This is a genomic window from Armatimonadota bacterium (assembly GCA_013359125.1).
Classification (GTDB): domain Bacteria; phylum Armatimonadota; class Fimbriimonadia; order Fimbriimonadales; family GBS-DC; genus JABWCR01.
This window is the reverse complement of record JABWCR010000001.1, coordinates 133,394-153,793: the sequence shown is the minus strand read 5'-3', so window position 1 is coordinate 153,793 and position 20,400 is coordinate 133,394. Positions and strand designations below refer to the sequence as shown.

The following is a 20,400-nucleotide window of genomic DNA, read 5'->3' as shown; positions in this document are numbered from 1 at the left end:
GCATTTTTGCGCTAAGTGCGATATAGTCCCTCCTGTTCGATATATTCTATCACTCGATCGGGCATCAAGTAGCGAACGCTCAGATATTGGCCCAACTTCAGGCGGATCTGCGATGAGGATATGGCAAGCGCAGGAGCGTCTAAAAGCAAATCCCCCGAGCTTAACTCGAGCGCCGGACCTGCCCGCGGCGCAACGACCACCGATGCTAGCGTTCGAATCTCCTCTGCCCGATGCCATTTGTCCAATCCCAAGTAGGAGTCGGCTCCAACGATTAGATAGAGTTTCGCCTCTGGATGTTCCTCGCGTAGCGATTCGAGCGTATCGATCGTGTACGAAGGAGCCGGACGATTCAGCTCGCGTTCGTCAACCTGAAAACAGGGATTGTCCTCCGTCGCCAATCGGATCATGGCCAGTCGATGTTGGGCCGTATGTTTTGCTTCTTCGCCTTTGAACGGAGACTGCAGGCACGGAATAAAGAGAACCCTATTCAATTCGAACTGATCGGCGGCTTCTTGAGCCATGCGCAAATGGCCAAAATGGGGCGGGTCGAAGCTGCCTCCGAGTATGCCAAGTCTCATTCCAGCATACAGCCATCGCCATAGACGATGTACTTGTGCGTGGTGAGGTCCAAAGGCGACAACGGGCCGCGCGCATGAAGCTTCTGCGTGCTGACGCCCGCATCCACGCCGAAACCAAAGTCGTAACCGTTCGAAAGCCGAGTAGAGGCGTTGACGCAAATGCAGGCGGCGTCTACTTCGTTAGAAAACCGGTCGATCGCCTTTGCGCTCTCGGCAACGATCGCCTCTGCGCTCCGACCGCCGCTCTGATTAATCATTTGAATAGCCTGGTCGATGTCCTTGACAATAACCACGTCCAGACCCATCGGATCGCCGCTCAGCTCGGAAACAATGGTCAGTTCCTCTGCCATAGGAAGCAGTTTAGCGCTCTCAGGGCACGCCCGAAAGGTCAGCCCCTGTTCGGCCATCGCGGTTAAGTACTCTTCGGCAAACGTCTTTGCGATCTTGCGATGCAAGAGCAGTCTGCAAACGCCGTTCGAGGCGCCCGGCTCACTGAACGCCGACATAGCCAGCAATCGAGAGGCTACGTCCAGATTCGCATCCTCGTGCACATAGAGGTGGCAGCGCGACCCGACGGTGGCAATCACCGGCACCAAGCTGTTTTCGATAATGTCGAGCACCCAAGCCTCGTCGCCTTGAGGAATGATCGCGTCGATCAGGCCAAACGCCCGAGTGAGCGCGCGCGCGGTCTCCGGCGACGAATCTTCGATAAACTGAATGGCGTGGGAGGGGATGCCGCACGTCTCGGCGGCCTGCCGCATGATCCGGCTCAACGCAAGACTGGTAGTGAACGAATGGCCACAACCCGCCATCACAACAGAGTTGCCGGACTTAAGACAAAGCGCCGCCGCCGTAACTGCCACGTGAGGCCGCTCCTGAAACAACACGCCGATTGTGCCAATCGGCGCCCTTGTCTTCACAATCTTAGCGCCGTTCGGAGCCGTCCAGCCGCCGATCACTTCGCCCAGAGGATCCGATGAAGCGGCTATCTCTCTAACCCCTCTTGCGATCTGGCGCAACAGGGTCGAATCGAGTTCGGTCGCGGAAAGCTCGGTCTCGGTATAGCCCGATTGAACGGCTGCCTGCGCGTCGTCGCGATTAGCCTCAAGGATCAGTTCTTCGTTCTCCAGCAGCACTTCGGCCATGTGCAATAGCGCAGTCTGTCGAACGGCAGCGGGAAGCTTGGCCATCTGATACGCGGCCCGTCTGGAGTTTTGAATCGTCTGCTCGTAGGTAAGAGCCGAATCGTCGACCGGATGCTCGGCATCATGGCCGTTCATCGAGACGTCTTCCCCAGCGATAGGCTCGGCAAGCGAGACCGTTCTTCTTCTTTCGTCCATAACTCAATCGTAATATGACGATTCGAAACCGTAACGCGCAAGCGGGCATCGACTAAACCATTTTCGGCCATGTCTGACCGAGACTCTACACCAATAGATACGCCGTTACGCACATGGGGTTCCTGGCGAAAAGCAAATCAGGACGAAAGTCCCCTCCAGCCGGGCGTATAGGTATAATTCGATGTTCCGAACAGGACTAACTTGACAATGCAGATCGGTCTACCGCTCCTTGGACGTCTCTTGCGCCGTCGCTGGCCGTTGATTCTGGGCGCGGCTCTGCTTTGCATGGGGCTGACTCTGCTGGCGCTCTCCCGAATTCCGCCCGTTTACGAATCGTTTACTCGCCTACTGGTCGAAAAGCCCGCTGGAACGCCGCAAACGAACGTCGGCTCCATCTTGGGCGTCGGCGTCGATACGTCGGTCGATACCGAGCTGGTCGTGATGGTTACGCCCAGCGTATTGGAGCCGGTTCGCAAGCAGTTCGCGCCCGATGAGCCCCTCAAGAAGTTCTCAAAGCGCTTTAGCCCCGTGCGCGTCAAAGGCTCCGACATCGTCGACTTTCGAGCACAGGACAACGACCCCAAGATCGCTGCCGATCTGGCCAACGCCGTTACCGATTCTTACCTAAAGCGCACTCGCGAACTGCAAGAAGCAAACCCCGACCTCTTTATCAATCGATACAAAAAAGAGATGGACGACAAGCAGCGCGAACTCGAAGCTGTCGACCGAGACCTGGCTGACTTCTTGGCCAAAGTGAACTCGACCCAACCGGGCGCCGCGGCGCCGGAGGAATGGATCCAATCCCTCATCGATCGCCACGCCAACATCGTCAATCAGTCCATCGACATCAACGCCAAACTTCGAGGCTTTCTTCGAGAGCAAGCCGCGCTAGAAGCCCAAATCGCCAAACAGCCCGAAAACGAAGTTACCGGCATGTCGATGGGCATCCCTCCAGAGATTCAGGGGCTCTCCACCAATATGGCCGCTCTCATGGCCAAGCGAGCCGGAATGCTGGAGGACTTTCAACCCGATGCGCCAGAGATCAAAGCCATTGACGCCGAAATCGCAGGCGCCCAACGGCAGATTGACGACTTTATCAAACGCACGGTCGATGGCAGGTTTGCCGTTACCGCGGAATCGGTCGCGCCGAACGCCATTCGCAAAGCCCAGCTAGAGCGGTACCTACAAGCCAAAGTCGAAGTCGATACGCACCAAGGCCTGTTGAGCCGACTCAACGAATCGCTCAGCCAAGTTACGGCGCAGTTAGGAGCGGCGCCGACCGCCCTGCGCGACTATCGAGCGCTGCTGAGACAGCAAGAGGCCGCGCAGCAAGTCTGGGCTCAAAAGGTCGCCCTGTTCGAGCAAACCCGAGTGCAAAAGATGACCGGGCGCGTGAATCTGGTGCCCGTCGAGCAAGCGGCAATCCCCGACACTCAGATCTACCCGCGGCCTGTGCTATCTCTCGCCCTTGCGCTGCTCGTCGGCCTCATGCTCGGAATAATGGCCGCCTATTTGATGGAATCGAACGACCGACGAATCGTCGATCGTTGGTCTGCAGAGCGTCTCTTAGGAGTTCCAGTGATTATGGAGATCAACGGCTCGCGAGACCAGACCGCAGTCCAACCCATTTTCCATGCCTTTGCAGCCTTAGGCGGCGGCCAATCCTGGCATTATGCGCTGGTTGCTCCCCTGGAACCGACCTCCGCCACCGAAGAGATCGCCCGCGCCGTGCAAGAAGGCGCCAACGGCCTGAACGGAAGCCTCTCCACATCGACCGAGATAGCGCCGATCAATGGTCTGGTCGTTCGTTCCTCCATCTCGCTGACCGACCCAGACAGCACCGAGCGATTGATGGCGGCTGACCGAATCATCTTGCTGGCAACGGTCGGACGCGAAGTCTCCGACCCGGCGCTCGATCTGGCGCGCTGGCTCCATCCAAGGCTCTTGGGAGTTGCGCTCGTACATCCATCGCGAAACGAGGCAAGAACATGAGATCGATCGCACTGGCAATCGGCCTCCTCTGGACGGTCGGCTGGACGCAACTGACCCCCTATCGTCTGGATGTCGAAGACAAGATTCGCGTTACGGTTCTTCGCCACGAGCAGTTCAGCGGCGAATTCCAGATACCGGCCGACGGCAAGGTCGTGTTCCCTGGCGCAGGCGAGTTAATGGCCAAAGGCCTGACCATCGCCGAACTGACCGAACAACTCCGCGAAGCGCTCTCAAAGCGACTCCGCAACCCCGATGTCTACGTTTCTATACTCGAAGGACGCCCATTGCCCGTCTTCGTTAACGGCGAGGTGAACACGCCCGGCAACTACAAGTTCCAGCCGGGCTGGCGCATCTCCGAAGCCATCGCACAAGCAGGCGGGCTCAAAATCCCCGCGGCCCGTGCAGAAACGCTCTTAATCCGTAAAAACCAAGCGCCTCAGAAGGTCGATCTGGTCGCCATTCTCCTTCGCGGCGAAAACTCGGCCAACCTCTCCCTAGAACCCGGCGACAACGTCAGCGTACAGCTCAAAGAGACCATCCGCGTCTACGTTACCGGCCAGGTCAACGCTCCCAAAGATTATGACTTGGACGTTGGCTCGGGCATTGTCGAGGCGATCACTACGGCCGGCGGATACACCAACGACGCCGCGCTCACTCGAACCGTCATCTATCGTTCGGGCGATACGATCCCCACCGACGCCTATCGCGCCCTCATCGAGGGCCAGCCGGGCGCCAACATGACGCTTCAGAACAACGACGTGCTCGTCATACCCATGAACCGATCGCGCATCGCCGTTTTGGGCCATGTCAAAAGCCCTGGCAGTTTTCTCATCCCAGACGGAAGGCCGTTCCGCATAACTGACGCGCTGGGCCTGGCAGGAGGCCCCGAGCGACGCGCCAAACTCTCCGACGTGCGCGTCATGCGATTGAGAAACGACACCCTGGAAACCGAAAAAGTACGGCTCGACCTAGCTCTACAAGGCCATCTCGAGCACAACATGCCCGTTCGCGACGGCGATGTGATCGTCATCAGAGAGACCAACGCGATCGATTTTGGTACCGTGATGGCCACGCTTCAAGGCGTCGGCATCGTATGGGCGTCCGGCCTGTTCAACGCCTTTCGATAGTTTTTATGAGAACCAAAGAAACACTGCTGCAAAAAATAGAAGACAAATCCGCCAAAGTGGGCGTGGTTGGATTGGGCTATGTCGGCCTGCCCTTCGCCGTCGAAAAAGCCAAAGTCGGCTACAGCGTATTGGGCATCGAGATGAGCCAAGAACGATGCGACGCGGTAAACCGTGGCGACAACTATATCCCCGATGTGGACGATCGCGAGCTGCGAGCCCTGACCTCCGAGGGCCGCATTCGCGCGCAGACCACTTTCGATGATGCGGAAGAGTTGGATGTGATCGTAATCGCTGTGCCAACGCCGCTCACCCACAACCTGGCGCCCGACCTGCAATACGTGCGAAACGTAACTCAAGAGATAGCCAAACGCCTTCAGCCCCATCAACTGATCAGCCTCGAATCGACCACCTATCCGGGCACCACCGAAGAGGTGATGAAGCCCATCTTAGAGCGCGGCGGACTAAAGACCGACGCTGATTTCTACCTGGCCCACTCCCCCGAGCGCGTCGACCCGGGCAACAAGCGCTACAGCACCAAAAACACCAGCAAAGTGGTCGGCGGCGCCGGACCGAACTCTTTGGAAGTCGCCGTCTCATTCTATCGCCAGACGATTGAAAAGATTGCCCCCGTCTCCAGCGCCCGCGCCGCAGAAATGGTCAAGGTCTTCGAAAACACCTTCCGTGCGGTCAACATTGCGCTGGTCAACGAACTGGCCCTGCTCTGCGACCGCATGAACCTCAATGTCTGGGAAGTGCTGGACGCCGCCTTCACCAAACCGTTCGGCATCATGCCCTTCTACCCCGGTCCGGGCGTTGGCGGCCATTGCATTCCTATCGATCCGCACTACTTAGAATGGAAGGCCAAAGAGTTCAATTTCAACACCCACTTTATCGCCCTGGCCGGAGAGATCAATCGCAAGATGCCAGAGTTCGTAAGAGACAAAGCTCAAAGAGTCCTCAATCGGCTCGGAGTCGCCCCGTCCAAAGCTAGAGTTCTAGTCGTCGGCATGGCCTACAAGCGCGACTTGGGCGATTGGCGCGAATCGCCCGCCTATGAGGTCTTTCGCCTGATGCTGAAAGACGGCGCCCGTGTCGATTATCACGACGACTACGTGCCCTGCATCGAGGTCGATGGCGTCGAGCATCGCTCCCGACCGCTGGAAGCGCTGGAAACCTACGACCTCGCGATCATCGCCACCGACCACAGTTACATTAATTGGACAGATTTAGTTCGGCAATCCCGCGCCGTGCTGGACACCCGCAACGCGACCCGTCAAGTTACAGAAAATCGAGAAAGGATCGCGCTACTATGAAGATTGGAGTGATAGGCGCCGGCCAGTGGGGACAGAACATCGTTCGCACTTTGCACGAGTTGGACGCCTTAGGCGGCGTGGCCGATGCCTCCATGGAACGGCGCATCGCGATCCAATCGCTGTTCGACGCCCCCGTCCACGAAGATTATAGAGCCATGCTGAACGACGGAATCGACGGCGTCGTGATCGCCACCCCGCCCGAAAGCCATGCCGCTATCGCCATCGACGCAATCTCGGCAGGCAAACACGTCCTGGTCGAAAAGCCGATGGCGCTCTCCAGCAAGGAGGCCGGAGCGATCGTCGAGGCCGCTCAAGCCGCAAATCGCGTCCTGGCCGTCGGCCATCTGCTGCTCTATCAGCCCGCCGTCCAAAAAATCGCCCAATACGTCCGCGAAGGCCGCATTGGAAAACTCTGGGCGCTCCACCAAGAACGGCTGAACCTAGGCCGAATCCGAGACGTCGAAAACGTGCTTTGGAGCATCGGCGTGCACGACGTGGCGGTCGCCCTGCATCTAATCGGGTCCAAAGTAACCGAAACGACCTTTGTCGGCGACAAGATCGTCCAGCCTGAAATCGAGGATGACTGCTATCTCCACATGGCGTTCGAAAACGGCGCTCAGTCCCACTTGCACTGTTCTTGGCTCTGGCCCGAGCGCCGCCGACGCAGCACGCTGATCGGCGACAAGGGCATCATCGTCTACGACGAACTCGAGCAGACCGTAACGCTCCACAAGAAGTTCTTCGAGCGAAGCCTGACGCAGAACGATCAAGGCGCCGAAATGCTTTTCAAAGGCTCGGGCGAACCGCTCAAGTTAGAGATTCAAGACTTCATCGGTAGCATCCGAGAAGGCCGATCGCCCATCGCAGACGGCAACAACGGCCTGGCCGTCATACAGGCGCTCGAAGCGGCAGGCGACTAAAACCTCAACGAGCGCGATACCTGAAAAGGAAGCTTCTTGGCAAAGGCAAGGTTAAACCCGAATGCGCCCAAGCCCACCGTCCATCCCGTCTTGGAAGCGTAGCCCGCGCGCCCATAAAGCCCAAACCCGAACGGCTGCTCCACGCCCAGCCTCAGCTCTTGTCGCTGGGTCTCGTTGCCGACATCGATCAGATCGGCGGCCAACCATGCGCCGGTCGGCAATCGCATCGCCGATCCCAAATGCACCGAGCGCTTGAACGGAAACACATTGATCGCTTGACCCTGAGTATCCGTCGCCGCAAAGTTCGCATCCGGCTCGATGAGATTTTCCACAACGATCGCATAGGCGATGCTATCGTCCCCATTGGGATGGAACAGCGCGCCAAAATCGACCGAGGTCGTGCTTTTCTCCAAAAACCGATTGCCGCCCATCTCCGGCGCAAGCGTTCCGCCGCTACCCGCCTGCAGATCAGCCGTTGTTGCAATGTAATGCGCATAGAAGACCCGCATCGCCCGCACTCGAGCGCCCAGCGCCATGTTTCCTGATCCTGCTGGCATGGCGATACCGGCGGTTACGTCGGGCAGGCTGACAGCCGTCAGCGCGATCGAATCGCCTCGCGGATTGGGGAAGGTCGCATTGCCCAAGTCCGCCGGATTGCCGCTTTGTGCCGCCCAAGCCCTAAGGTCGGCATTGGGCAAAAACCTCACCTCGCCGACGACTCCCGCGCTCACCGTTACGCCGCTCACCGTTAGGCCCAAATCGCCCGTCAAGAAGATTCGCGAATCCTCTGACGCAAAAAGCCTCGAGACCCGTCCCATTTGCGATAAATCGACCGGCGATCCCCGCTTGATCGTGATCTCGTCCAAAAGGCGCCTAAATCCCGCCCCTTCCGCCTGCAGATCAAAATTGCCGGCGCCCAACCGAAACGACCGATTGTAAGCCGCCGCCGCCGGATTGACAAACTGTTGCGAGGAGGGATCGCGAATGATCGCCAACCCAGCGCCGCCCATACCCCTGTTCCCGCTTCCAAAAAGCGAGATGTCGTCCGCAAAGCCGACCCAAACGCCCAAAACCAACATAAACGCGACTAACCGCATCTCTGCCTCCTTTATCCCATCCTGATCGACCAATCGTACGGTATCTCCGGCGAATCGTACGGCAGCCGCAGTTCGTCCGGCTGATCGCGATTGTAAACTTCGGTCGGAAAATTGATGAGCAGAGACGGCTTATCCCCAATAGTCTTGTACCCATGCGCCACTCCGGGCGGGATGACCAACAGCGACCGGTTGTTCTCTCCCAAAAACGCCTCTTGAACCTTTCCAAACGTGGGCGATCCCTCTCGACGATCGTACATCGCCGCCTTCACCATGCCGCTTGCAACCACCCAATAGTCCGTCTGCCGATCGTGCCAGTGCCACGCCCGAATCACGCCCGGATAGTTGAGCGATATATAGGCCTGGCCAAACTTTTGAAAATGCGGATCGTCGCTTCGCAAAAGTTCCATCAAAAAGCCCCGCTCGTCCGCATAAGGCTTCAACGGATGAAGGCTGACGCCCTCGATCGTCAATTCTGCGCTCCAGTGGCCGCTCGGTCGTTGGTGTAGTCGGTCGGAAAAGCCCCGTGTTGCAGCGACGCCAGCGCCGAACTTCTCACATTCGCATCGCTATCCCTCAACCGCTCTAATAGCTTCGCTACCAATCGGTCGCTTTTAGCCGTTCGCACCGCCATGGCTGCGCGGGTCGCTCCATACCGAGCCGTCGCGCTGGGAGAATCGAGCAACGGCAACAGCGCCTCCGCCAGCGTCCTGGCCGCCTCCGGATCGTAAAATGTCAAAAAGTCGTAATCGTTGCCCACACCGCCGCGCAAAAAGTGATAAGTAAAAGCCATAGTCAAGGTCTCGTGCGCCGAAGCATCGTTCGCGCCAAGCCCCGAAGCCAAATCCAATGCTAACGTCCGCTCCACATTCGTCAATCGCGCTTGTCGAGCGATCTCCTTGTCCTCTTGCCGGGCTATTACGCGCAGCCAGTTGTCGTGAAACTGCACCGTATTCTCGTCCAGAATGTTGTGCACGGCCTGCGCAACGTTCAGCCTCACCAACGGCTCAGATCGACTGGATGCCCGGACGATCGCCTGCTGCATGTTTCGCTTCAGCGCAACATCGCTCGTTCGATACCACCATCGCCACAACGTTTGCAGCGCCGCAATCTGCACCATCGGATCGGGATCGTCCGCCAGTTTACAAAACTGCTCCGCAATCTCTTTCTGATCCGTCAGGCGATAGAAAAACCGCTGAAAGACCCTGGCCGCCCCTCGCCTTTCCACGGCGCTCTTCGAACTCAGCGCGGCCTCAATCTCCGGCAATCCGACGCCTATGTTCGCTAACTGCCTAAGCGACCATGCAGCCGCCAATGAGGTCGCCTTGTCGTTGTCCGAAAGCGCCTGAACCAACGGCCTCACGAATCGCTTGGCAGGCTCTGCGTCCGGCGCATCGCAAAACATCTTGCCAACCGCCTCGATCGCCTTCCGCCGGACGTAAGGATTCAAATGCCCGATCGACCGACTCACGCTGCCCAAAACAGGATCCGCTTGAGGCCCCCATAACCCGTCCAACCAATCGATCAGCGCCATCGTCTCTTTCGGAGCGCGGGGCGTCTCAACCCGCGCCAAAGTCTCGGGAAAAAGATAACTGAGCATCACAACCGCCCATTTCGTCTCCAAATAGGGCGTAAAGAACAATTCGCCCTTCTGGTCCAACCAGGCCCCATACCGATTCATCTGCTGGATAATCCGCTCGACCGCCGCTCGAATGCTCGCATCGTCCAACACATCGCCCGGCTGTTTGATCTCGCCCAAATGCTTCTTCGCTGCGGCGATTACATAGATCGCCTCAGCCGTCATAAAAGTCAGCGACGGATCGTCCGGCTTTACCTTGGCGGCCTGCCTCGGCGCGTCCGTGTAATGTTCGTTCGACAGATACTCCGCAGTCAACCAGCCGCCGTCGCTTTGACGCCTCGATAAAATGACTTTCAGATTCTCTCGAATCAAGTCGTCCCAGATGCCGCTCTTATGATCTACATATCCGTGCGAAGGATCGGAAAGATAGATCGCCCACTTGGCTTGCTCGACATAATCTTCGGTGTCCTTCAGCCGCCCGGTTCGGATCAAACTCGCCAAATGTTGAGCGCGCTCCTGCCACTTTCGATCGCCCGTGCGTCGATAAGCCTCGGTCATCGATACCCAGCTGTCCATCGCCACCCGAAAGTCCGATATGGGCCGATTGCCGTCAAACTCGAAGTTCTTGTTCTTGTTGCCGTCGTGCCCATCCTGAGGCAACCGATCCCGAGCGTCGTACACAAGCGCAGGAAAACCGGCCGCTTTGGTCGGCGCATCCGTTCTGCGGCCGCTCAGATAACGCTCGTACAGCGCAATCATGTGCCCCACGCGACTGACCCCGTTCGTCGGCGCTAAGTCGAATCGCGTCCAATAGGCGTCCGGATGGCCGTAGAACGGCGCCATCGAGTTGTACACCTTGTCCATCATCCACTTAAACTGCGGGCGATTCTCCGGGCGATAACCCTGCTGAATGGCGCTGAGCGTCGCGAAAGTCGTAAAATGCCCCGGATGGCACGTCAAACATCGCTCCGTCTCGTCCGTCTGATTCTCGGCACGAACCCGTATCCCGCCCTTTCGAGGCGTGTTGTGAAAAAAACTGTCCCCGCCGTCCATCAGATAGCGCACCGCCAGCCGCACCGACTTTCGCCCTGCCTCCGGCAGGTCCTGGCCCGTGTAGGGCGGCGGATCGTACAACGCGGTGCGAAGCTCATAAGAGGGATGGTTCGACCGGACCGCCAACCGATAACTGCCCGGCTTCAAGACCCGAGTAATAAACTTGAACGCCAGCAGGTTGTCCCCTTGGTCGTCGTGCCTGATCTCGGTCGGATCGGCGCCCTCACGATACTCCTCGATCTCGCCCTGCCCGTTCGCCCGATACAGCTTCAGCGTGCAAATGACATCCCGATCTAACAGATCGACCTCAAAGTAGGCCAATTTCTCCGGTCCGTCAAAATCAAACTTGAACCAATCCCAACCCGTCTTGCCCTCTTCGACGTTGTACAGATACTCGATATCGTCGCTCGAACCGTACACCGTTAATCCTAAGCGCATCGGATTTGCAGACCGCCAATCGTCGTTCGGCTCATGCTCAAATCGATACAAATCCTCGGGCGTCGCCGTCAATCGCGAGAGCCGAACATTGAACCGAGCCCCCTTCGTCTCGACCCCCAACAATCGCAATGCATAAGTCGCCCCCGTCGGCGCAAAAGGCGCGCTGATCGACGGATCGCCCCACCAAAGCGCTTTCTTGACGACCTCGTTGCCCTTGGAATCCAGCAACTGAGCCACCACCGCCGCGCTGGGCGCCACAAACCCGGCCGGATCGACGTTGAACACGCTGGGCGAGGCGATAAACCCCAACTTGTGCCCGCCGCCAAGCGTCATCGGATCGACCGCAGCCGCCGTAACCGAGTAGACATGGCCTGGAGAGACGTTCAGCGCGATTACGCGCTCAGCCCCATTGGCCAAATCCACGGTCGCCGACCGATCCGCTCGCAGGCTCTGACCCTGCGCCATCATCAATCCCAATGCCAATGTCAAAGTCGAGAGCGCTTTCATCACCCTATATCTTTGGCAAAACTAAGGCGGACTCCTGCCTCGCGCGCCGAAATAGAGCGGCATGATGAAAGCTGCAGCCCTATCTTGCCTCGTTCTGTGCGCCTCCGCCTTTGCTCAAGGCACAAAAGAAGACTACGACCGCGCCAACAGCCTCCAGCGACGGTTTGCCAACAAAGTCTACCGATCGGACGTGCGCGCCAACTGGATCGGCGACCGCTTTTGGTACCTGCTCAATCTGCCCGGCGGCGAAAAGCAGTTCATCCTCGTCGATGCCGCCAAGGCGACCAAAGCGCCCGCGTTTGACCACGAGCGCGTCGCAAAAGCGCTTTCCGATCGCCTCCAAAAAGAGATCGATCCCAAACGCCTCCCAATCGAGAAGATCGACTTTGCGCCTGACCTAAAGACCGTTGATCTGACTGTCGGAGCCGAAACTCTGCGCTGCGACCTCGCCGACTACTCGCTGACCAAAGTCGAAGGCGGCGGCGACCGCCTGACCCCTATGCATCCCGACGCCGCGCCCAGAGCATCGGCCAGCACCGGCGAAGAAACCTTCGTCACCTTCGTCAACGCCGCCTCGTTCGAAATCCAACTTTTCTGGCTAGAACAGTCCGGAGCCGCCATCGCCTATAGCAAGATCGCCCCGGGCGATTCCTTCAGACAGCACACCTATGCCGGCCATGTATGGGCCATCGCAAAGCCCAACGGCGACTACCTCGCCATCTTCCAAGCCGACACAGAACCGAGAATCGCCCTCATCGATGGCTCAACGCCTGCAAGAGCTGCCCCAAGAGGCGGGGGCGGGGGCGGCGGGGCAGGACGATCCCCCGACGGCTCCAAACGAATCGCATTCCGCGACCACAACGCCATCCTAAATCGCGGCGACAACGAAACGCCCATTACCACCAATGGCTCCGAAAGCAGCTACTACGAAGGCGGCGTCTTCTGGTCTCCAAACTCCGCATCCGCCGTATTCTTTCGCACCGCCCCGGGCGAAAAGCGCAAAATCCACATCGTCGAATCCTCCCCCCGCGACCAAGTCCAACCCAAACTCCGCACTTTCGACTATGAAAAACCCGGCGACCGCCTCGACCATCCCAAACCCGTCCTATGGCGCGACGGCGAACTGATCGAAATCGACGATTCGCTCTTCCCTAACCCTTGGCCCAGCCGAAGAGTGGAATGGGCGCCCGACTCCCGATCCTTCATCCTCGTCTACAACCAGCGCGGACACCAACTGATGCGCGTAGTCCGCGTAGACGCGCAGACCGGCCAATCCAAACTGATCATCGAAGAAAAGACCGACACCTTTATCGACTACACCAACAAGATCGTCCGCCACTTTCTTTGGGACACCGAAGAGATCGTCTGGATGAGCGAGCGCAGCGGATGGAACCACCTCTACCTGTTCGACATGAAGACCGGCGAACTGAAAAACCCCATCACCCAAGGCCAATGGGTTGTGCGCGGCGTCGATCGCGTCGATGCCGAAAAGCGCCAAATCTGGTTTCGAGCGGGCGGCATCCACCCCGCACAAGACCCCTACCACGTTCACTACTGCCGGGTCGACTTTGACGGCTCCAACCTGACCATCCTAACCCAAGGCGACGGCACGCACACGGTCAGCTACTCTCCAAACGGCCAATGGATGCTCGATGTCTACTCCCGAGTCGATCTGCCCCCTGTAACCGAACTGCGCCGCGCCAGCGACGGCTCGCTCGTCATGGAGATCGAACGCGCAGACGCCTCCGAACTCATCGCCGAAGGCTGGAAGCCGCCCGTCCGATTCGTCGCCAAAGGCCGCGACGGCCAAACCGACATCTACGGCATCCTCTTCTTCCCCATGAACCACGACCCTACCAAAAAATATCCCGTCATAGAGAACGTCTACGCCGGACCGCAAGGTTCGCACGTGCGCAAAAACTTTGCCATTAACGACATGCGCCAATCGTTGGCCGAGCTCGGCTTCATCGTCGTGCAGGCCGACGGCATGGGCACCTCCAACCGCTCCAAAGCCTTCCACGACGTCTGCTTCAAAAACCTGGCCGACGCCGGATTTCCCGACCGCATCGCATGGCTCCGCGCCGCCGCCCAGCAGTACCCCAGCATCGACCTGAACCGCGTCGGCATCTACGGCGGATCGGCCGGAGGACAAAACGCGCTGGGCGGAATGCTGCTGCACGGCGACTTCTACAAAGCGGCCGTCGCCGATTGCGGCTGCCACGACAACCGCATGGACAAAGTCTGGTGGAACGAACAATGGATGGGCTACCCATTGGGCGAGCACTACGACCAGCAATCCAACGTAACCCTGGCGCCCAAACTCCAAGGCAAACTGCTCCTCATGGTCGGCGAGCTGGACAACAACGTCGATCCGGCCTCCACCATGCAGGTCGTCAACGCCCTGATCCGTGCCGATAAGGACTTCGAACTCCTGGTCATGCCCGGCATCGGCCACGGCACCTACGGCACCCCCTACGGCCGCCGCCGCCTGATGGACTTCTTCGTGCGATCGCTATGGAATGCAGAACCGAGGGCGGCAGGAGAAACTAATCGCAACACCGAAAACTGATCGGCTAGAATAGCAATGAACCCAGCCCGAGCATCCGCCGTACCTCCAGGCTTAAACGCCGCCTCTCACGATCCCACGATCCCTCCGCGCCCGCAAGCGTGGAGGAATCAGCAAACGGAACGCCAGGCTTCCGCCTGGCAAAGGAAGGGCGGCGCTCCAAAAGCGGGCCGAAACGCCGCATCTCCAGGCTGAGGAGTACTTATGCCTCCTGCACAGGCCGTCTATTGCCCGCACAGGGGCTGATTCGTACTCAAAATTGTGCTACATTATCGCGAGAGGCCGCTTGCAGGCTTGCGAATCGCTTCGGGAGGGCGAGCGTCCCCGCGAGCCGAAAGATCGGGCTAGGCGGGAGCCGGGCGTTCCGAAGGGGGGCGCGGCCGCCGGTTCGCGCCAAATTGCGAACAGGTAGAATCCTGTCGACCCGCGCGAGGCTCCCTGGGCATCGCACCGCGGCGAGACCGCGCGGGGGAGGAACGAATACCATCTTGTTGCCTGTGCGCGAAACCGAACGGCTGACTTGGCTGCAGAACTTCGCGCTGAAGTTGAACGTGTGCGTGGGGCAGGCGGGCATCGTCGCGGGGGATTTGACCGCCGTGAACGGCTATCGCGACCACTTTCTGAATCATCAATCGGACGGACCAGATCCGCACGCACTCGCAGGATTTGACCGAGTGGAAGCGGCTGTTGAGCGAGGGGCCCATCGGGAGCCCGATCGGGCCGCCGCCGCTGGGCGATCCGACCTTCGAGGCGGTGGCGCAGCCGAACAGCGAGGTGCGGCAGAACTGGGTGAAGTCGAGCTCGGACGGGGTTTTGATGGAGGGTCAGCGGGGCTCGGAAACGGAGTGGACGCCGCTGGGGACGGATCGGTTCTCTCCCTATTTGGACGGGCGGGCGCCGCTGGTCGCGGGCCAGCCGGAGGTGCGTCGGTACCGGATGCGGTACCTGGACGGCGACGACCCGGCGGGCAACTGGTCGCCTGTGGCGAGCGTGACGACTGTGCCGTAGGTTGGGGACTCCGCGCCTGCCGGTCGCCTGGAAGGAGAGGGCGCGAGCGATGGGTCTGCCCACGGACGCCAAGACAGCCCGATCTATACAAGGATTGGAGTCATTGCCACGGTTCCCATTCGATCCGAAGCCCATCCTTCTGCTTGTCATAGAAAATCATCTGGACATCGATCGCTTCGGGCAACATGTTTTTGGTTCGATACGTCGCTGGCTTGATTGAAACGGGCGTCTCGCCGATGAATCCGTCTATTCCCTGCGCCTCTTCTTCGGGCATCGCCAATCGATAGGTCGTATTCTCCTCGCTGGCGATCTTTGCCAAAATCGATTCCTGGAAACGAAGCCCCACAAACGTTTTGACGATCACTAGGTCATACACCCAATCATCTACCATCTTCCGGTCGATCCTTTCTATCGCCACCTTCAGATTCTGGATCATCGCCCAGATTTTGTCGGCAGCCGCTTTCATCGCGACAGGCTTCTTTTCAAGGTAAAAGTCTCGCCACTCTGCAAGGCTCTTGCCGGTGAATTCTTGGATCATGTCGGAGAGTTGGCCGACCACCTTTGGGCGCGTGCCGCCAGCGTTCTGATTCGCCAAATTGATCAACTGCGTTGTGTATTTTGGAAAGTCAGCAGGCACTCCGGCAACCAGGCGCGCGATCTCCTGGTTGCTGATCGTGAGCTTCTTCACCGGACGCGGGCGCCCCTGCTATCGGCGCTGATTTTCGACCCAAAGTCGAGGGTCCTAGGATCTACCTGCTTTTCGACCCTGACAAAATCCTGAAAGACGTACGGGAACGCGGCGAGCCGCTCCTTCCGGTTGTCCGGATGAGCCCGACGCTCGCAAACCTCAATTTCGGAGGCGGCCTCGAAGAGGTTGTTGTCTCTTCCACATATCTTGCTACGAATGACCGGAAGGAACTCTGGGTTGACTTCGTACCCAATCGAGTTTCGCCCTAAATTGTAGGCCGCGCGCGAGGTCGTCCCGCTACCCAAGAATGGATCGAGAACTGTCTCTCCGATAAACGTGAACATCTTGATCAAACGGCGAGGAAGTTCTTCGGGAAACATTGCGAGGTGCCTGTCCTGGCGTTCGCCTGGGAAGTTCCAATGCCCTGAGAAGTAGATGTTCCACTCTTCATCGGCGAGCTTTGATGCGTGCTTTTGGTCTAATGTCGGCTTGGGAGCTTCGCCGAGTTTTTTGAACAGCAGGATATGCTCATAGTCAATTTTCAGAATCCCATTGCGCGGATAGGGATAAGAACCCATGATGACCGCGCCCCCAGTCGTATTTGTGGTGGTCACTTTGCGCCAAACGATCGAGCCCATGAAATCGAACCCTATTGACTCGCAGAACTTGATGATCTCTGTTCGAATGGGTATGACCTTGTACCGGCCGTAATACACGGATCGGGCAAACTGGTCGCCGATGTTCACGCAAAGCCGACACCCCGGATGAAGGACGCGCCGACACTCGTCCCAGACAAGGTTTAGATTATTGACATAGTCCTCGTAGGTGTCGTCGAACCCGATCTGGTCTTCATGGCCGTAATCCTTGAGTTGCCAATAGGGCGGAGACGTGACGACGAGATGGACCGACTCGTCCGGCACCTCGGTCATCCATCGGGAGTCGGCTATGATGACCTTATGGGACGTTGGGGTCAACTCGCCAGTATGTTTGGCGACGGAAACGGCATTTGAGCGAGGCATACGTTGATTGTACCAGCCCAAGAAATCCCGCGCCTCGGACGCCGACCGCGGCGCGATCGAGGCCCTCGTCCAGCAAATCCTCGACCCCGAAACGCCCCATCTCCAGGCTGAGGAACGGAACGCCAGGCTCTCGCCTGGCCCCGACGCCGCCAACCGGCGGGGGGTTCCCGCTCGCCCAAAAACGGCGTTGGAGCCTGCCAATCCGATTCTCCCCCTATGCCATAGTATCCCCAAACATGTCCCTCAAGCGAGTCGCCGCGACCGTCGCTATGCTCAACCTCGCCTTCTTCGTCGTCGAGTTCGGCATCGCCTGCGCCATCGATTCCGTCTCCCTCCTGGCCGATAGCATCGACTTCCTAGAGGACGCCAGCGTCAACGCCTTAGTCGTCGTCGGCCTCGGATGGTCCCTAACAGCCCGGGCTAAACTTGGCAAAGTTCTGGCTGGCGTCCTGCTCGTCCCCAGCGTCTGGGCGCTGATCTCTATCGTGCTCAAGTTGCTCACAAAAACCCCGCCCCACGCCTCAACGCTCACAATAACCGGCGCCGCCGCGCTGACCGTCAACGCCTATTGCGCGATCCTGCTCGCCCGATTCCGCAAAGGCGGCAGCTTGGCCAAGGTCGCCTTCCTTTCCGCTCGCAACGACGCCATCGCCAACATCGCCATCATCGCGGCAGGCATCGCTACGACCTTCTGGCTCTCCATGTGGCCCGACCTCTTCGTCGGCATGGGCATCGCCGCGCTCAATGCCGGCGCGGCGCGAGAAGTCTGGATAACGGCTCACAAAGAGTCCCCCTAACTCGCATCCGCAACCTCGCTCTCCACATTCAAAGCCCGGCCTAGAATCAACACCGCAATCCCAGCCATCGCAACCCCGATCAGCGCGATCAGCAACCGAGCGCCCGACCCAGGCCCAACCCCCATCCATCCGCCAAAGTACGGAACCAACGCCCCGCCCTTGCGCATTGCAGGCTCGAACACGCGGTCGTTCAACCCCCCGCTCAAAAAGTAGGCCAATGGCGCCAACGCCTGACCGGCCATCCGACGAACCGAAAACACACGCCCCTGAAGTTCCACCGGCGTCTTGGTCTGCCACAGCGACTGGCTGCACGCATACATGTACGGCATCGGCAGCATCACCCCTAACAGTACCATCGCATGAATGGCAAAATGAGGCGGCAACAACGCAAATAGCAGAGCCGCTCCCGCGACGATGCCGCCCGCCCTCATGCCCCACGCCCGGTTTGCCCGAACGCCCCGAGCCGCCACGGCCATGCCGCCTGCCAACATCCCCAATCCGCCGACCGCATGGATCGTCCCGACCGCCTCCTTGCTGTGATACGTCATCACCATGGCCGGATAGACCACCATCAGCACCGCCGCCGCAAAGTTGGTCAGCATAAAGAACAGCAGCACCCGCATCATCGCCGGCCGCTCCCAAATGAACCGAAAACCGTGGCTCATGTTCTGCAAAAACCCCTCTTTAGGCCCAGCTATCGGTTCCCGCTTGGGCGTCCAAGCCAGTAGAGCGCAAACCGCAGCGAGCGCAAATGTCAGCGCATCGATCCACAGAATTACGCTAATGTGCGACCGGGTATAGAGCAGCGCCGCCAAGATCGGGCTCAGAATGACGCTCGTCGCTTCGTTAATGCTGGTCAGTGCGGCCGCGCGACTCAGCATCGATTTGGGCAGCAGTTCGGTCGTCAGCGCGCTCATGGCCGGCCAATGGAAGTTGCCGCACGCGCCCACCAGCGCGACCAATGGATAAATGTGCCAAATCTTCATCTGGTCCGTAACCGCCAGCCAAACCATGACCGCAATGGCCAAAGCAGCCAGCGAATCGACGAAGATCAAAGCCCGCCGCCGGTCGATCCGGTCGGCCAGCGCCCCCATCACCGGCGCCAACACCACGCTGGGAATCGAAGCCGACATCGCGATCAGCCCCATCTCCGTAGCGCGAAGGGTCTGATCGAACACCCAGAAAGATAGGGCAAAAGAGGTCAGCCCCGACCCAAGGCCGGATATCAGCTGGCCAAACCAGATGAGAAAGAACGCGGTTACGCCGCGCTCGATCTTAATCTACAGATTCCCGCGCGCCGCCTGCTCGCGCTCGATCGCCTCGAACAGCGCCTTAAAATTGCCCTTGCCAAAACCGCGAGAGCCCTTGCGCTGAATCACCTCGTAAAACAGCGTCGGCTTGTCCTGAACGGTCTTGGTAAAAATCTGGAGCAGATAGCCCTCTTCGTCCCGATCCACCAAGATCCCCAGCTCGCCAACCGTGCGCAAATCCTCGTCGATCTGCCCCACGCGGTCGGGCAGCGCCTCATAATACGCCTCAGGGACGTAGGTAAACATCAAACCCTTCTGCCGCAGGCAGCGCACCGTATGGATCACGTCGCTCGTCTCTAGCGCAATGTGCTGAACGCCAGGCCCGGTGTTGTAAACCAAATACTCCTCGATCTGCGACTTGCGCCGCCCCTCGGCCGGCTCGTTGATAGGCAGCTTGATCTTGCCGCCGCCGCCCTGCACCACCTTCGACATCAAAGCCGAATACTCCGTGCTGATGTCCTTGTCCGTAAAGTGAAGCAAGTTTTCAAAGCCCAAAACCTCGTTGTAAAACCGCACCCAAACGTCCATCTTGCCCAATTCGACGTTCCCCACCACATGATCCACGTCGCTGATGCCCACCGGTTCGCCAGGCACATGCTCCTTCCGAAAACCAGGCAAGAAAACGCCGCGATACTCGTCGCGATTGATAAAAGTGTGCACGCAATCGCCATACGTACCAATGGTCGCCAGCCTTACGACGCCCTCGTCGTCCCGCATCTCATGAGGTTCTGCGATGCTCACCGCGCCCCGTTTGGTGGCTTCCCGATAGGCCTTCTCCACGTCGTCCACCTCGAACGCAACATCCTTGACAGCGTCCCCGTGCTTGTTCAAAAACTTCCCATGAGGATGATCGCTCATGTAGGGCGAGGTCATCACAAAACGCACGTTCTGCTGCCTCAAAACATAGCCCGCCTCTTCTCGATTGCCCGTCTCTAGACCCGAATAGGCGTCCATGTCGAAACCGAACAAACTATGGTAAAAGTAGGCGGCCTGCTTGGCGTTGCCCACGATGAAACGAATGTGATCGATACGGCGGAGCGGCATGAAGTCTGACATCGTTGTCACCTCTCG

16 protein-coding genes and 1 pseudogene are annotated in these 20,400 nt (G+C 58.8%); 8 read left to right on the top strand and 9 right to left on the bottom strand.

Features of this window, described 5'->3' with window-relative positions; all coding sequences use genetic code 11:
• Positions 1-11 precede the first annotated feature (11 nt).
• Together nadD and HUU60_00740 are read right to left on the bottom strand one after the other, a co-directional pair.
• Complete coding sequence (nadD, locus tag HUU60_00745) at positions 12-578, bottom strand: nicotinate (nicotinamide) nucleotide adenylyltransferase (GenBank protein NUL81235.1); 567 nt, start codon at positions 576-578, stop codon at positions 12-14.
• The gene (locus HUU60_00740; protein ID NUL81234.1) at positions 575-1,918 is read right to left on the bottom strand and encodes a glutamate-5-semialdehyde dehydrogenase; all 1,344 of its coding nucleotides are present in this window, start codon (positions 1,916-1,918) and stop codon (positions 575-577) included. Before HUU60_00740 ends, nadD begins: the two co-directional genes overlap by 4 nt.
• A 207-nt stretch (positions 1,919-2,125) precedes the next feature.
• Between HUU60_00740 and HUU60_00735 the strand changes: the two genes are divergently transcribed.
• From HUU60_00735 to HUU60_00720, 4 genes are read left to right on the top strand one after another with little or no spacing between them, the layout of a single operon-like run.
• Complete coding sequence (locus tag HUU60_00735) at positions 2,126-3,910, top strand: hypothetical protein (GenBank protein NUL81233.1); 1,785 nt, start codon at positions 2,126-2,128, stop codon at positions 3,908-3,910.
• Positions 3,907-5,037, top strand: a complete 1,131-nt coding sequence (locus tag HUU60_00730; GenBank protein ID NUL81232.1) for an SLBB domain-containing protein — start codon at positions 3,907-3,909, stop codon at positions 5,035-5,037. Before HUU60_00735 ends, HUU60_00730 begins: the two co-directional genes overlap by 4 nt.
• A gap of 5 nt (positions 5,038-5,042) precedes the next feature.
• Entirely contained in the window at positions 5,043-6,350 is a 1,308-nt protein-coding gene (locus tag HUU60_00725; GenBank protein ID NUL81231.1) for a nucleotide sugar dehydrogenase, read from the top strand.
• Positions 6,347-7,270: a Gfo/Idh/MocA family oxidoreductase gene (locus tag HUU60_00720; GenBank protein ID NUL81230.1), complete on the top strand. Its 924-nt coding sequence runs from the start codon at positions 6,347-6,349 to the stop codon at positions 7,268-7,270. Before HUU60_00725 ends, HUU60_00720 begins: the two co-directional genes overlap by 4 nt.
• On the opposite strand, the gene HUU60_00715 is transcribed toward HUU60_00720, so the two are convergent.
• From HUU60_00715 to HUU60_00705, 3 genes are read right to left on the bottom strand one after another with little or no spacing between them, the layout of a single operon-like run.
• Positions 7,267-8,367, bottom strand: a complete 1,101-nt coding sequence (locus HUU60_00715) for a hypothetical protein (protein NUL81229.1) — start codon at positions 8,365-8,367, stop codon at positions 7,267-7,269. The two genes, HUU60_00720 and HUU60_00715, sit on opposite strands and share 4 nt — an antisense overlap.
• Positions 8,368-8,378: 11 nt before the next feature.
• Entirely contained in the window at positions 8,379-8,831 is a 453-nt protein-coding gene (locus tag HUU60_00710; protein NUL81228.1) for a dTDP-4-dehydrorhamnose 3,5-epimerase family protein, read from the bottom strand.
• Between the two features lie 2 nt (positions 8,832-8,833).
• Positions 8,834-11,941 (bottom strand): hypothetical protein, encoded by a 3,108-nt coding sequence (locus HUU60_00705; protein ID NUL81227.1) that lies wholly within the window; start codon positions 11,939-11,941, stop codon positions 8,834-8,836.
• A gap of 61 nt (positions 11,942-12,002) precedes the next feature.
• On the opposite strand from HUU60_00705, the pseudogene HUU60_00700 reads away from it, so the two are divergent.
• The 3 genes and pseudogenes from HUU60_00700 (at position 12,003) to HUU60_00690 (ending at position 15,515) form a co-directional block, all read left to right on the top strand.
• Positions 12,003-12,629 (top strand): annotated as a pseudogene (locus HUU60_00700) (hypothetical protein).
• Positions 12,525-14,510, top strand: a complete 1,986-nt coding sequence (locus tag HUU60_00695; GenBank protein NUL81226.1) for a prolyl oligopeptidase family serine peptidase — start codon at positions 12,525-12,527, stop codon at positions 14,508-14,510. Before HUU60_00700 ends, HUU60_00695 begins: the two are co-directional and overlap by 105 nt.
• A gap of 786 nt (positions 14,511-15,296) precedes the next feature.
• Positions 15,297-15,515, top strand: a complete 219-nt coding sequence (locus HUU60_00690) for a hypothetical protein (GenBank protein NUL81225.1) — start codon at positions 15,297-15,299, stop codon at positions 15,513-15,515.
• Between the two features lie 100 nt (positions 15,516-15,615).
• Here the strand turns inward: HUU60_00690 and HUU60_00685 are convergent, their stop codons facing one another.
• Together HUU60_00685 and HUU60_00680 are read right to left on the bottom strand one after the other, a co-directional pair.
• Positions 15,616-16,203: an MjaI family restriction endonuclease gene (locus tag HUU60_00685; protein NUL81224.1), complete on the bottom strand. Its 588-nt coding sequence runs from the start codon at positions 16,201-16,203 to the stop codon at positions 15,616-15,618.
• Entirely contained in the window at positions 16,200-17,132 is a 933-nt protein-coding gene (locus HUU60_00680; GenBank protein NUL81223.1) for a site-specific DNA-methyltransferase, read from the bottom strand. The genes HUU60_00685 and HUU60_00680 overlap by 4 nt, the downstream gene beginning before the upstream one ends.
• Positions 17,133-17,458: 326 nt before the next feature.
• On the opposite strand from HUU60_00680, the gene HUU60_00675 reads away from it, so the two are divergent.
• Positions 17,459-18,019 carry a cation transporter gene (locus tag HUU60_00675; protein ID NUL81222.1) on the top strand — a complete coding sequence of 187 codons (561 nt, stop codon included), beginning with the start codon at positions 17,459-17,461 and terminating at the stop codon, positions 18,017-18,019.
• Here HUU60_00675 and HUU60_00670 read toward each other — a convergent pair.
• Together HUU60_00670 and hppD are read right to left on the bottom strand one after the other, a co-directional pair.
• Entirely contained in the window at positions 18,016-19,299 is a 1,284-nt protein-coding gene (locus HUU60_00670) for an MFS transporter (protein NUL81221.1), read from the bottom strand. The two genes, HUU60_00675 and HUU60_00670, sit on opposite strands and share 4 nt — an antisense overlap.
• Complete coding sequence (gene hppD / locus HUU60_00665; protein NUL81220.1) at positions 19,300-20,385, bottom strand: 4-hydroxyphenylpyruvate dioxygenase; 1,086 nt, start codon at positions 20,383-20,385, stop codon at positions 19,300-19,302.
• Positions 20,386-20,400: the final 15 nt, after the last annotated feature.